Below are 13,940 nucleotides of genomic sequence, written 5' to 3'. Positions count from 1 at the left end.
TTTGGAAACCTCAATTGGACTGTTTGGCAAGATCTTGTTCGATCTCTGCCCAATCGTCGAAGTGGATTACATTGCAGGGTGAATTCACGTTCTCGAGCCAGACAAAGACCGAGATGAACGGCTGGTCATAGACCCGGGTGGCATGGGGCTCGCCAGCTGCGTTCCATATAAGTGATCCAGCCGGATAATCCTGCCAATCGCGAGTGCCAAACCGCCAACCAGATTTCTCGGACAGGTTCAGATAAAGCTCTGGCGCATCGTGGTTGTGGTCCCGATACAGCGTCCGTGGACCCAACATGAAAATGCCAAGGCTGAAATCGGGATGATGATGCCCACATGCGTCCGGCCCAATCAGCAAAGTATGCAGGTTACACTTTGCATATCCTTCGCCCAAATCGGCATCAGGTGGATAGAATTGGGCGTTGTCTTCGCGCCAGGCCAGATCCTCTTTGGCAGCTTTCAGACAACGTGCGATTTCTTGCAATTCGGGGGCGACAATCCCGGCGATGGCGTTCTTCAGAACCTCATCGTGCCGGGTTCCTTGGGGAGGTAAATCAATGAGCCTCTCACCCTTCAGGTCCATGGCTGCCAGCTTGTCCAACGTCAGATCAACGCCGCGCGTGGCAGCTCTGTGAGCCTGCAGATAGGTGACAATGGATTGAATAAGCGCCTGAATACGGCGTTGTTTGTCTGTCATGATTTAAAGTCCGAGCGCGTTGAAATATCTTTCCGCACGAGTTTCTTGTCGAGCTTGCCGACGCTGGTTTTAGGTAGGCGGGCGACAAAGATTATCTCGTCTGGAACTGCCCATTTTGAGATCTCGCCTGCGTCAACCCGCGACTGGATTTCTTCCATGACTCTCAAGCGCACAATATCCGGGTCGGCATCCTTTGCGGCTTGAGCGACCAACACTGGCCTTTCGCCCCATTTCGCGTGCGGCAGCCCGATTGCTGCGACGTCCTCAACGCCGCTGCAAAACGATGCTATGTTTTCCAGGGCCAGTGAGGATATCCATTCGCCGCCGGTCTTAATCACATCCTTGAGGCGGTCAGTAATCTGCAACGATCCATTCTCGCGGATATACCCAACATCCCCGGTATGCAGATACCCACCGTCCCAAAGCTCATCCGAGGCTTGCGCATTATCCAGATAGCCTTGTGTCAACCAGGGAGCCCGAGCAACAACTTCGCCGGTTGTTTCGCCGTCATGTGGGACGTCCTGCATATCCGGTGTCACAACACGAAGGTCGACAAGAGGGCCGGGAAAGCCGGTTTGCGCCTGCATCTCGGGGTCATTGCTGGACAAATCGGCCACCGTCAGAAACGGACAGGTTTCGGACATCCCATAGGCCGCATGCAAGGATATGCCTGCCGCCGCGGCGCGGTCCTGCAGGCCTCGCGGCAAAGCGGCCCCGCCAATGATCACTTTCCATCTGTCCAGGTCAATTTGTGGGCAGCCCGGATGGTCGAGCACCATTGACAGAACCGTGGGCACGCAGTGTGAAAAGGTGACGTTTTCGTCTGCAATCAATCGCAAGATTGTGTCAGGGTCATATCGACCGGGATAGACCTGACGCAGCCCCAGCATCGTTGCGGCATATGGAAATCCCCAGCCGTGGACGTGAAACAAGGGCGTCAGCGGCATGTAGACGTCGCCGCGATGAAATCCGGCATTCCCGGGCCATGCGCCGAAACCTGCGATCAAGCCCAATGTGTGAAGGACCAACTGCCGGTGTGAATAGCTCACCCCCTTGGGATTGCCGGTGGTCCCGGTCGTATAAAACAGGGTTGCCGTTTGGTTTTCATCGAAGTCCGGGAAGTCAAAGCAGCCTGGGGCCTCGCCTATCCACTCTTCATACCCTTCTCCGTCTCCAATCGGCACGATGATGATGTCCCGATCAAAGCCCGATTTGATACCCTCAATGAGCGGCATGAAATCGCGGTGCACGATGATCAGATCCGGTTGCCCATGGTTGATCGTATAAAGAACCTGAGCAGGAGACAGACGCACGTTGATCGTGAAAAGGGACGCGCCCATCATCGGGATCGCGAAAAAACACTCAAGATAACGGTGCGTATCCCAATCCATGACACCGACGCGCATGCCCTCATGTATCCCGCTCGCCTTTAAAGAATTGGCAAGTTGGCGCACGCGTTTGCCCAAGTCCGCGTAGCTCAGTCGCATTTCGGTGCCGCTGACGATCTCTTGGCTGGCTGACGCGAGCTGGGATCCGGCCAGCAAGTGTTTAATCAGCAACGGATAGCCATATGCATTTGGCGAAGGTGAAAGTGGTGGCATGAAGGTGGAATCCCATAACATCTCTATCTGCTAATCTGGCATTTCTCACCCAGTTGAAGAATTGAAAGAAATTTCCTTTCATCAAGAAATTCTAACCGATCACATCGCACCGCGAATTGCGTGCTACCCCCTGACAGGTTATGAAAAAGAGTATCAATACCCTGCTATATTCGCGCCCGTCGTCGGATAACTCTGCTTGAGGGTAAGCAGAATTGATTTCATCGAGGAGATGCAGCAATGACCACTCACATGCCCACGCTGGTTTCACTGCGCGCTTTTGAGGCGGTGGCGCGTCACAAGAGTTTCCGAAAGGCCGCTGACGAGATTTGTGTGACGCATGCGGCAGTCAGCCACCAGGTCAAAGCATTAGAAACAACAATCGGTGTTAAACTACTGGAACGCACAAGCCGTTCGGTCGAGCTAACACCGGCTGGCGAGCAATATTACCCGCCAATACGCGAACACATTCAGGGAATCATCAAAGCCACTCGGCGCATCCAGACACCTGAGGAACCGGACGTGTTGCTCGTTCAGTCCTACGCAAGTTTCAATACAATGTGGTTACAGCCCAGATTGGCAGACTTTCTTCAGGATAATCCGGACACACGCGTGCGCATCGTCTCTACCTTTGAAGACGGTGATTATGACATGCACCGGTTCGATGTGGGCGTGTTCAACGCGCCACCATTTGACAAACGGTTTGACTATAGCCCCTTGTTCGAAACGGATATCTACCCGGTATGTGCTCCGGAGGCCTTGAAAGCCGCAAGCGGTGGAATGCCGCTGGAAGAGCTAAGAAATTTCCTGTTGCTGAGTGTCCCAAACACATGGAATGAGCCGGATGACTGGGACTGCTGGTTGGATGCGGCGGGCTTAGATCGCGAAACGATGAAATTTGGCTCTGTTTTCGACAATTACCCGCTGGTCCGTGAAGCTGTTCTAAAAAATCACGGTATCAGCGTCGCAAGAGCACCGTTTTGCACGCGTGACCTTGAAAGGGAGCGCCTGGTCAAACCGTTTGATATTTCGGTGCCCGAGCCAGGCAGCTGGTATCTGGCGACGCAAAAAGAACGTGCACCCAACCCAAAGCTCGATACGTTTGTTGACTGGCTGTTCGAACAGATCGAAGCCGACCCAACCATGCGGCTATTTCGGGCCTGATCTGATGAATTCCAGCTTTGTCGTCAGCGCGCGTCAGGACTGACGTGCGCCTGCTTCGGATGCGACGCGAGGGACGAGTGCGCGAACCAGTTCAGTCATATCCAGTGAGCCGACTGTCTTCTCCCCATCCTTGACGACATAGGCGTGTGACGTATCCCCGCCGGACCGCGCGATCATGCTTTCGAGCGTGTCGTTCACGTCCACTTCGCCATGGGCATCTTCTGGCACTTGGCCACCGTCCAGCGGGGTCATGATCGAGCGGACCCGCAGAACCCGTGCTCGGTTGATGTCGCTCACGAAGTCTTCGATGTAAGGATCGTTGGGGTTCAACAGAATATGCTGCGGCTCGCCCTGCTGCACGACAAAGCCGTCTTTAAGGATCACAAGGTGATCGGCCAGCTTCAACGCCTCATCTAGATCGTGAGTGATGAAGATGATGGTCTTGTGCAGCTCTTTTTGCAGCTCGAGCAGCAGGTCCTGCATGTCGGTTCGGATCAGTGGGTCAAGAGCCGAGAAAGCCTCGTCCATCAGCATGATCGGTGTGTTCGCGGTCAGCGCCCGGGCAATGCCCACACGCTGTTGCATCCCACCGGACAATTGCGCTGGATAATGGTTCTCGAACCCGCTCAGACCCACGCGATCCAGCCACTTGGCGGCTTCACGGTCGCAAGTCGCCTCGTCCTCGCCGCGCACCGAGAGCGGCATGCCTGCGTTCTTCAGCACGGTCTTGTGCGGCAATAACGCGAACTTCTGGAACACCATCGACATCTTTTCCTGTCGAGCATGGCGCAACCCGTCCTCGGACAGTTGCATCACATCCTCACCCTGCACGATGATCTCGCCCGCAGTGGGTTCGATCAATCGGTTCAGGTGGCGGATCAGCGTGGATTTGCCCGAGCCTGACAGGCCCATGACAACTGTGATTTCGCCCGCCTGCATATCGACGTTGATGTTGTTGAGACCCAATACGTGCCCGTGCCGTGCCAACAATTCTTCCTTGCCCATGCCTCCTTTGACATGCTGCAACACGTCCTTGTCGCGGGTGCCAAAGATTTTATAGAGCCCGGACAGGCTGACCATTGGTTGTGTCATCGAACAGGCTCCTTAGTGTTTGACTTGGGTTTTATCGACCCGTGTGAGAGCTGCTTTGGACACGCGATCAAGGATCACTGCGAGCAGCACGATGCCGATGCCAGCGACGATGCCCACACCCAGTTCAAGGTTCCGGATACCGCGCAACACGTTCACGCCCAGACCGGGTGCCGACACCAGGGAGGCGATCACGACCATGGCAAGGCTCATCATGATGGTCTGGTTTATTCCGGCCATGATATTGGGCAACGCCAAAGGGAGTTGCACCCGCAACAGTTTCTGGCGATCTGTCATGCCAAAGGCATTGGCCGCCTCAATCACGTCCCTGTCGACAAGCCGGATGCCCAGATCGGTCAGGCGGATCACAGGGACAATCGCGTAAAGGATGATTGCAATCCCGTAGAGTTTGGATTCCGTGACCGAGAACAAGAAAATCAGAGGGATCAGGTACACGAAGGTCGGCAGGGTCTGCAGCAGGTCGAGTAACGGAACCACGCTTTTTTGCAATCGGTCAGATTTCGACATGGCAATGCCAATGGGTACACCGAACAGCACCGATATCGTCGTACATACAAAGATGATCGACAGAGTCTGCATCGCCACATCGTAGTGGTCTACGACGGCCAGCAGCATAATCGAGACGGCGACGAAGATCGTCACAGGGCGCGAACGCGACGCGTACCAGGAAATCGCCACCAGAAGCGGGACCATGATGAACCATGGCGTCGCTTCAAACAGCCAAAGTGCGCCATCCAATATCCAGCTCAATGGCTGTGTGATCGGGTCCAGAACGGTTTTCAGGACCGGTTTGGCTGCCAGAAACCCTTCTTCGATCCCGTTGGTTACATCGCGCGACTGCCATATGCGGTTGCAGCTTTCGTGCAGATTATCAAACGAGGGAATTGGAATGAGCGGCCCAGAGGCCTCTTCTCCTCCTGCTTGCGCCGCAAGGTCCGCCAGCGAAAGAGGCGCTTTATCGTCTGGCGTGCCACACCATTCGCTCAAACCCAATGCGCTGAATAACTTGTCATAGAAGGCCATTTATCCCACTTTCCGATCTTCTTCAGTGCGTTAGGGGCATCACTGAGGATGCCCCTGTTCGTGCAGTTTACTGCAGCAATGCGGAAAGTTTGTCGCGCGCAGCATCGTTAAGCCACGCCCCCCAGACATCCTTGTAGGTCGTCAGAAAGTGCACAGCACCTTCATCGTAGGAGGCATTGTTGTCCTCGACCCATGCCAGCGTTTCGCCCATCTGTGCGTTGGTGAAGGACAGATTTGTCATCAGTTCAGAGATTTCTGCGTTTTCGGCCATGAATTCCTTGGAAAGAACTGTAACCACTTCGCTGCGGGGGAAGGCGCTCATTGCTGGCGTCTCGCATTCCGCCGTGATGTTGCAGGCATGCTTTTCAGGGTCATGGGGGCCCATTTCGACCAGGGTCATCGGGTATTTGCCCAATACCGATGTCGGTGCCCAATAGAAGCCGAACCACGGCTCTTTGTTTTCGTAGGCGGCCGCGATCGAAGCCGCAAGGGTTTCGCCTGATCCATGTATAAAGTTATCAATGCCTGCATCAATCAACCCACCTGCCTTCAGCAGGTTGGTACTGACATTCAGACAGGTCCATCCCTCGGGGCAGTTGTGAAAGCGATTTCCGACGAGTTCGGGGTTGGCTGCGATGCCTTCGATTGTTGCCAGTTCCGGATGCGCCTCCACAAGGTAGTTCGGAACAAAGAACCCTTCGACACCGCCATCTGACAGAACTTCGGTCACCGGAATGATCGCACCTGAGTCAACCAGCCCTTGGTAAGCCGGCGCGCCGTTTGTCCAGAGTTCAGTCAGAATATCGGGCTCTCCGGTCTCGGATACGGATGCCAGCGCAGGGTTGCCCGAGAGCGGAACCGTGGTCACTTCGCAACCATAGCCTTGCTCCATCAGAAACTTCGAGACCGCGGTCACAATTTGCGCTGACCCCCAATCGGCCTGCATCAGTGATACTTCACCGCATTCGTTTGCCTGGGCCGCCGAAGCGGTGATTGCCGCAGCAAATACGCACCCGAGACCGGCTGAAATCTTGAACATTTCTTTCCTCCTTGTCATCGGCGAAACAGGGGCAGAGAAACGCTCCAAGCCAAAATTCGCCTTGTTTGTAGTGATGACTTGTACCGACAGGCCTAATAGCAAAAAACTGAAAAGAATTTTGGATCATGTACAATTGTTTACAGGTGGAGAGTTGAAGCCAGGCTCGAATTTAGTGACCTCCGTTCCAACGTAAGCTTCTTAGATGTAAATCCATAGGTGGCTTATGCGTGTGTATTATTGCCTCTTCTCAGGAGTCGGCAGTAGGAGTGATCAAACCCGGGGACGTCCGTTCTGTGCTCTGAGTCAAAATTCGCTACGCGGATAACCAATGGCTGGTTCGGGATGAACCGATGTTGGATATCTGAGAAACAAGGACAAAACTGAGTGTGGTTGAAACTGCCTACAAGATTGGCAAAGTTAGCGAATAAGGGGAGTTGCCATGCTATTCACAATACAAAAGGCGAAGAACCAGTTGCCGGAACTCATCGACGCAGCGCTAGCCGGAGAGGACGTTGTGATAACAATAGGAACAAAGCCTGCTGTGAGGCTGGTTGCAATTCCACAATATGATTTCAAGCTCGGCGTGTTGGAGGGAAAGGTTGGAGCCACGCCAGATTTTCTTGAACCGTTATCTTCGGATGAGTTGAAGGCGTGGGAAGATCGGTGAGGCCAGCGTAAAGTCGGCTGACCAAACGGCGATCAAATTAGAACGCACATGGAGATGAGAAAAAGTCTATCGATTTTTTCAGGGAACCACCTGCCTGCAACTAATTGAAAGTCGCTGGTCTCGGAGGATCTGCTTCAACGACACAAAGTGAAAGCCGGCATCTTCAGCTCCACTCGAATGCAACCAGTCCGACCAGTTTTCCAGTAATCATGTGCTCTGTTACCGTTCAGCGATCATACCGAACCCCAGATAGGTCGCGGGCACTTTGTCTGTGAGCCAGACACCGTTGTCGGCACGAAAGAACTCAAAACCGTCCTCATACATGCGTTGCGCCTCGACACGTAATACAACTGGTTTTCCGTGTCGCTGGCCGACGCGCTCGGCTGTATCAGGGTCCAATGAAAGGTGGACCTGCTTACGGCGTCCGGGGTTCAACCCGTCGGAAAATATTGCGTCCAAATTGGCGCTGGCGGTGCCATGGTACAGTTCATCAGGCGGGCATTGCGACTCCAGCCCCAGATCCACATCAACTGAATGGCCTTGGGCTGCTCTAATGCGCTGACCATCATCAGACAGGGTGAAGCGTTTCTTATCGTTGCTTTCGACAAGCTGAGTGAGTTCGTCGCGGCTTAGCTTGCGGTTGGCTCTCTTCAGCTTCCGCAGCAAATCATCAACACGGACCCACCCGTGCTTATCAAGCTGAAGACCGATCTCTTCAGGTTTGTGCCGAAGCACCAGACTCAGGAACTTGCTTTCTCTACTCATCTCAACACCTTCACAACTCCGGCCAGGCAATTTCATCATGCGAGAACGGCAGGCGATTGGCCAGCTCTTCTACGCCGGAGGTCACCTCACTCCGCCTGAATATGCGCCCACTACACTCTTCCGGCATTTGGATAAACGGAACCCGCTCCTTTATGAGCTGGTCGCTGACTTTCCGGGTGCTGCCCCCACGAAACTCAGCATAGTGCTTTCCGGGAATATACCGTTGGAGAAATTGATCGACGGCGCCATACGGCACTACCTGGACCGACTTTCGGGAAATCGGGTGACGCGCCCGAACCAGCTCCAGATATCTTTTGTCCACCAGATATCGGACCGCAGATGCATTGATCCCAAAGAACTCCGCCAGAGTTGATCGCAGGTATCCGTCCGGTCTGATCAAACGCAATGCCTCAGCGACCTCTGCCGGGTCCAGAAGCACAGACAAATACCCGTCTTGTTCGATATCCCTGACAACAGTCTTCAGTTCGCCATTCTGGATCAGTCGCACCACATCGACTGCACCAGCAACAGCTTTACGACAGACGGACTGAATACCGACGAGCCCATCCGCTTTTGCCACCGTTGCGCATGGGGCGATACTGGCGAGAAACGCATCGAGTTGCCCTTCATCGTAGTATGGTCGCCCGACAGGGGAGCCCGCGATGGGTCTGATGATCCCGCCTGCAACCAGAGCACCAAACTGCGCCCTGGGAGCATTGATCTTTTTCTGAGCCGCTACCTGACAGATCGCCCTGGTAAAGCTTTTGACCAGCGGCGCCAATGCCTGTGCATCGCGCACAACACCTTTCGCAGAATTACCTGCCTGAGGATCCGGTCTTAGAAACCCGTTTGCACCAAGCAGTTCAATTGTCTGACGACGCCCCAACCCCAGATCCCGCCGCAAGGTTTCAACACTGTGGACACGACGGGTTGCACAGGGTTTGCCAAGCACCAGCTCGCCTTTTCCAATGGGATAAGTTTCGACGAAGAACTTTCTGACAAGATCTCGCAACGGCTCGTATTGCTCTGCATGAGACTGCTCAAGCCAGCTGAACAGGCAGCCGTAGTTTCTACGCGAAAGTGATATGGGAGAACCGGCCTCACGATGCAGACGCCTCAGCAGGCGAAACAGCCCTTTCTCGCCTTCGGACAGGAACTCAAAACCCCGCGCACCTGCACGACGCTTCTCATTATCGGATAAATGCTTCAGCTTTGCATCGATACCAAACAGATCAACAACTCCGAAGATCTCAGCGCCAAGTGCAACCGCGCCGAACCCGATATTATCGAGCCATGTGCCCTGTTGTTCACCCGCCAACCGGCGGGTGAGATAGTCTTCCAGACCTGTTGAGACCTGAGCTGCAACCAGCTCTCTCAACTGATCTGTGCCCAGATTGAGATCGCGGATTCGCCCGGCAAAATCATGGGGACCACGGCTGTGCGAATAGCTGTCGTCGTCATACAACCTGACCTGGTGGTGAAGGCATGTCCCGATCGAGGGCACATGCCAGGCGCATTTCTGGGCCGCGCCACCGCCAGTGTCTGCGCTGATGTCGTCCGCGACACACTCCGGACAGAACCGCAGACGCCTGCGCGTGATCCAGCGTTTCTCGATAAGCTGCCCGGCCAGCCGGTACTGCCCGGTAGACACTTTGCAAACAACACCACGCATCAGTTGAGCAAGTTCCACTCCGCCGAGACGGGCAAGGATCGAAAGGGCCCGTTCATCGCCGTCTGCGATAGCCTGAAGCGTAAAGCCCTGATCGGTGCAGAACTCCGAGGCAAAGGAAAGACCATTCGCCCAGGCAAGCCGGGATGCGAATGATGCCGGGGTCTCCCCCGGCATCAAAGGAACAAGGATCGGCAACACTTGCATTATGCAGCCCCCCTCTTGATTGCTGGCGCTATCTCCAGCTCTGCACCGCTGAGAAGCTGGCCCGTCTTAATGGAGCGGAAATTCTCAGCAATGAATGGGTTCAATGCATCAACGCAGCGCTTCTGTTTCCGATAGGCCCCCGCGAAGTGACTTTGTTCAAGGGTTTGGTTCCCATTGCGCAATGCCAATTTGATAGCCGATATGATCAGCCCAATTTTCGACCCGAACTCGTAGCGGGCCGCATGTAGCAGTCGTCGCGCGAATGCCGATGTCTCAAGCGTCTTGCCGCGCGACAGTTTTGCCGCATCGAGATAGGCACCCAGCACGCCGATCACCTCATGCCCATGGGCGGCATAGCTCATCGGCGCAAAATGCACGGGCTCAAACCTTCGGCTGAGCTGTTCATCCCGGTTGATCAGATCCAGCAGTTCGCAGGTGCCACTGAGGATTAGGCTGACCGGCCACTCAGCGTATTCCAGGCACGATTTCCAGACCAGCATCACCTGGTCAAATTCAGACTTCGACTTGGTCCGAAGGATATGCTGCGCCTCGTCAAAGTGTAAGAACAGCGTTTTATGGGAGCGCGCCTGATGCATCACCTGCCGCCAGATCGAATGCCCTGTTCGCGATCCTTTGCTCTCATATCCATATGCTTTGAGCGTATCGAGACCAACACCTTTGATCGTAGCTTCTGACGCCAGACGCACAGTCAACGCCTGTAGATATGGCTTTCCATAAGCCACATGCGGATGCTTCTGCAGAAGGTGCTCGATGCCAAAACTCTTACCGGCACCAGCATTGCCAATGACAACAATGCCGCGCTGCGCCGTCACCCTGCCAGCAGCTGTATGCGCTTTGCGTCGGTAGAGAATATCATCGATCTGATCCCGGAGTTCCAGGTAAGGATCATGGGCGATAAAGCGGTGTTCAAGGTCAGCCACGATGTGGCTGACCTCCTCACGGGACAATTGCGTCATTGCCCGTCCTCCATGCGCCAGCGCGGACGCGAGACCGGCATGGTCTTCTCCGCGTCGTCCTCCCCGGGAGTGTTCTCCGGCAGCTGTCGTGGCGCCACCTCCGCCCTGGCAATCACACCATCAAGGAGACCTCGTTTTTTCCTGGAAACCGAGGGGGTAATGCCCGCCACGACCTCCAGTCCAAGCCAGAGATGCTCCCGATTGCGCTCAACATCGGCTTTTGTCGGAGCAAGCGCTGAGAGCCCGAGCCGTTGAGAGGCAGCGCGATCCTCCTCCGAGAAGTCTGCGAATGCCTGATCAATGATATCTTGCGTCAGTTCTGCCTCCGCCTCAAAACGGCGGCGCAGATTGCTGCAGGCCTCGGTCCACAGATCCAGCGACAGACCATCAAACCCTTTTGCCAGGGGGCGGGCGACAACCCAGACACCATCGAGTTTGACCTCAATCAGACCAAGGTCCTGATGATCCACCCGGATCTCAACCTCGAGATCGGGATTGGACAGGAAATGGTGCCGGACCATCTCACAGGTGTAGAAGATGCCCGCAAACCGAACCCCGCGCCCGGAAATGCTCCGGGTATATTTCCGACCGAAGGCGCCGAGGCGCTCAACCCGGCTCGGAGGGCGGGGCTTGCCAACGGTTGAACACAACTCCCGCCAGCAATTCAGCGGTGTCTGACCTCCGATGCCTCCGTGCGGCTTGTTGTTGTAAACATCGACAACAAAGCGAACCAGGATCCGGGTCAACTCGTCATCAGCAAGTGCAGCATAGTCTTCAGGTATGAAGTCACCTTTTTCGACGATGTTCGAATAGGTGCGCGCACTCAGACATTCCATCAACTCTACACCGAAGGTCCTGAAGCAGCGCTCGATATGTCCGCGAAGCTTGGGCACGCCCGCTGGCGGGAACATAACCGTTCCCCGTAGGTCGGTTACCGCGCCCCGGAAGTCAAAGTTCGCAAAGGCCGCGCCCTGATCCGAAGCAACAGTTTCAAAACCGGTACCCGGCCAGTCTGGAAGCGCGCAGCCAAAGAGACGGGCCAGATCCCCCTTATCCCGGGTTGCCAAGTCCAGTGCTGCAATCGCATCTTCAGTGTTTGGCGACGCGCAGACCTTCACCGAAAGGATCAGCCGCGTTCGCACATCAATCACTACATAAATCCAGCGCCGCCCTTTCGGCAGCGCTTTGATCTGCTCCTCGGTCAGATGACCGAAGACACCGGCCTCGGCGAAGAAGGTGATCAGATCGACCTTCCACTCATCAATTTCCAGCCGCTCTCCGGGACGCAGGACGTTCAGACCCTCGCCGATGATTGCAAAATGTCGGTTGGCCGCTTCCAGCCCCTGGCGCTGGCACATCACATGATAGGGCTCAAGACGACATATCTCCCTGTAGATTGTACTTTCTGCGGGAATGGCCAAAGGCGGCAGGCCGCGATCGACTCGATACGCATTCGCCAGTCGGAAGGCCCGTTTGGTCTGGCGAATGACACTCTTCTTCGACGGGCGCTTGAAACTTGCATATCGATCCGCGCATTTGCGAAGCAGGGCAGCGCTCTCCGGACCAAATTTGACCTTCGTCCGTCCCGCAAGATAGCGTTTGTCTATGAGCGCTAGAACGCACCGACCACTAGCCTCATAAGCGCGGACCCAACGCAGCAAGGCCGAAGAACCTGGCGGGTCAATCTCGTTGCTTGACCGCTTCTTTCCTCCATATTTGCACTTCCCGGCATCCTTATCAGGCTGTGGAATCTGCACCGTGATTTCCGGCGCCACACTCCGAATCCAGATCTCCACATCTTTCCAGTAGCGGCCAATCTCTCCGCGTGCTTCAGCATCCAGAAAGAGATCACACCAGGCCTGGCGGAAGAAGACCGTTGAGCGCTGTTTTGCAGGCAGATGGGTGACAATCTGATCGGCAAACTGCACGCGCTGCAGGACGGCCTCTTCACTGTGATAGCCATCACGAATGGTGATATGACCGGTCTTCAGACCTTTGTTGATCTCATCATAGGTTAGCTCATCAAAGACAATTTCTCCTTCACTCCAACGACTGATGATGACACCTAACGGCCCTTGCTCCACGAGAAGACCCGGGATGCCACCTTGCTGAACCTGCGAATAGGGCTCGAGACGAATGATGTCAGTCATTGCACGCCTCCCTCGACCAGCATGTCCAGGTCGATAACCCCGTCCTGTATTGGACGCAGGACACCGGCATAGATCGCTTTGAAGATTTCCGGCCAGGCCCTGCCGCCAATTGCCGCTCTCGCAATCAGCTCGCGGATCGTGACCGGCAGATCGATCTCAGCCGCAAGCTCTGCAATTATCGCAGCCGCTTCCGGATCATCCTCACGCCTATACGCAAACAGGCGCCGTGCATTCAGCGCCTCCCACTGGTCGTAGTTTTCCTCAGTGATCAGTACCAGATTATCCGCAAAGTCATCGGGCATCGCTGCCGCGACATAACCCAGCTGCTCCTCAAGGTTCTGCGCTCTGGCGCGCGCTGCCGGTTTGATCTCGGCAGCATACTTGCTCCCATCAGCGAAGGTATAAAGTTGATCCACTCTTTTGCTACGCTTACGACCATCGGCATCGATGTATTCAATGGCAGGCGGCTGCTCGACCATGTCAGCCACAGGATACAGCGCTGATGTCGTGGTGAAGGCATCAAACTCACCAAGGCTGTCGAAGACGACTTTCTGACTTTCGCCCCCGTGGGGTCGAAATGCGCCTGTTTCAACATATGTGCGCCCTCGCGAGCGCTCAGACAGATTACACGTTGAACGGCTGTCCAGCGGGGCTTTGAAGATTTCTTTTTCCATGTGTTCTGATGTTGTGCGGGATCATTCCCTGACCAATATGATCAGAGTGAACCACACAATTTCCTCTTGTCGGATTGTGGAAAGCGGCCGAGCACGACCCATCGGGTCAAAAGACCCGGCCGCCAGACTTGACTTTTGAGGGGATTCGAGAGACCTTCTGCTTGTCGGGTACCAATCGACCTGAAGGCCCCTGAGAGTCC

12 protein-coding genes are annotated in these 13,940 nt (G+C 55.2%); 2 read left to right on the top strand and 10 right to left on the bottom strand.

The annotated features are described in order from the left end of the window. Positions 1-10 precede the first annotated feature (10 nt). Both BLU89_RS17000 and BLU89_RS16995 read right to left on the bottom strand, forming a co-directional pair. Entirely contained in the window at positions 11-697 is a 687-nt protein-coding gene (locus BLU89_RS17000) for a dimethylsulfonioproprionate lyase family protein (protein ID WP_074738242.1), read from the bottom strand. After that, positions 694-2,319, bottom strand: coding sequence for a fatty acid--CoA ligase (locus BLU89_RS16995; protein WP_245709777.1), 1,626 nt, complete (start codon positions 2,317-2,319; stop codon positions 694-696). Before BLU89_RS16995 ends, BLU89_RS17000 begins: the two co-directional genes overlap by 4 nt. A 216-nt stretch (positions 2,320-2,535) precedes the next feature. Here BLU89_RS16995 and BLU89_RS16990 point away from each other — a divergent pair, with 216 nt between their 5' ends. Continuing rightward, a complete protein-coding gene (locus BLU89_RS16990; RefSeq protein ID WP_074738240.1) occupies positions 2,536-3,459 on the top strand; it encodes a LysR substrate-binding domain-containing protein in 924 nt (307 codons plus the stop codon). 33 nt (positions 3,460-3,492) lie between these two features. Here BLU89_RS16990 and BLU89_RS16985 read toward each other — a convergent pair whose 3' ends face one another. From BLU89_RS16985 to BLU89_RS16975, 3 genes are all read right to left on the bottom strand, one after another. After that, a complete protein-coding gene (locus BLU89_RS16985; RefSeq protein ID WP_074738238.1) occupies positions 3,493-4,551 on the bottom strand; it encodes a quaternary amine ABC transporter ATP-binding protein in 1,059 nt (352 codons plus the stop codon). Positions 4,552-4,563: 12 nt separating this feature from the next. Further along, a complete protein-coding gene (locus BLU89_RS16980) occupies positions 4,564-5,592 on the bottom strand; it encodes an ABC transporter permease (RefSeq protein WP_074738236.1) in 1,029 nt (342 codons plus the stop codon). A 67-nt stretch (positions 5,593-5,659) separates the two neighbouring features. Continuing rightward, positions 5,660-6,631 carry an ABC transporter substrate-binding protein gene (locus tag BLU89_RS16975; RefSeq protein ID WP_074738234.1) on the bottom strand — a complete coding sequence of 324 codons (972 nt, stop codon included), beginning with the start codon at positions 6,629-6,631 and terminating at the stop codon, positions 5,660-5,662. A gap of 439 nt (positions 6,632-7,070) precedes the next feature. Here BLU89_RS16975 and BLU89_RS16970 point away from each other — a divergent pair, with 439 nt between their 5' ends. Then, a complete protein-coding gene (locus BLU89_RS16970; protein ID WP_074738232.1) occupies positions 7,071-7,298 on the top strand; it encodes a type II toxin-antitoxin system Phd/YefM family antitoxin in 228 nt (75 codons plus the stop codon). A gap of 219 nt (positions 7,299-7,517) precedes the next feature. Here BLU89_RS16970 and BLU89_RS16965 read toward each other — a convergent pair whose 3' ends face one another. From BLU89_RS16965 to BLU89_RS16945, 5 genes are read right to left on the bottom strand one after another with little or no spacing between them, the layout of a single operon-like run. Further along, entirely contained in the window at positions 7,518-8,063 is a 546-nt protein-coding gene (locus BLU89_RS16965) for an RNA 2'-phosphotransferase (protein WP_074738230.1), read from the bottom strand. 10 nt (positions 8,064-8,073) lie between these two features. Further along, positions 8,074-9,939 (bottom strand): TniQ family protein, encoded by a 1,866-nt coding sequence (locus BLU89_RS16960; RefSeq protein ID WP_074738228.1) that lies wholly within the window; start codon positions 9,937-9,939, stop codon positions 8,074-8,076. Further along, positions 9,939-10,916 carry a TniB family NTP-binding protein gene (locus tag BLU89_RS16955; RefSeq protein WP_074738226.1) on the bottom strand — a complete coding sequence of 326 codons (978 nt, stop codon included), beginning with the start codon at positions 10,914-10,916 and terminating at the stop codon, positions 9,939-9,941. The genes BLU89_RS16960 and BLU89_RS16955 overlap by 1 nt, the downstream gene beginning before the upstream one ends. Then, complete coding sequence (locus BLU89_RS16950; protein ID WP_074738224.1) at positions 10,913-13,066, bottom strand: DDE-type integrase/transposase/recombinase; 2,154 nt, start codon at positions 13,064-13,066, stop codon at positions 10,913-10,915. Before BLU89_RS16950 ends, BLU89_RS16955 begins: the two co-directional genes overlap by 4 nt. Continuing rightward, complete coding sequence (locus tag BLU89_RS16945) at positions 13,063-13,740, bottom strand: hypothetical protein (protein WP_074738222.1); 678 nt, start codon at positions 13,738-13,740, stop codon at positions 13,063-13,065. Before BLU89_RS16945 ends, BLU89_RS16950 begins: the two co-directional genes overlap by 4 nt. Between the last annotated feature and the right edge of the window lie 200 nt (positions 13,741-13,940).

Origin of the sequence: Ruegeria halocynthiae (assembly GCF_900106805.1) — a bacterium.
Classification (GTDB): domain Bacteria; phylum Pseudomonadota; class Alphaproteobacteria; order Rhodobacterales; family Rhodobacteraceae; genus Ruegeria; species Ruegeria halocynthiae.
Note: the sequence above shows the minus strand (reverse complement) of the source record. Positions and strands in the feature narration are given on the sequence as shown.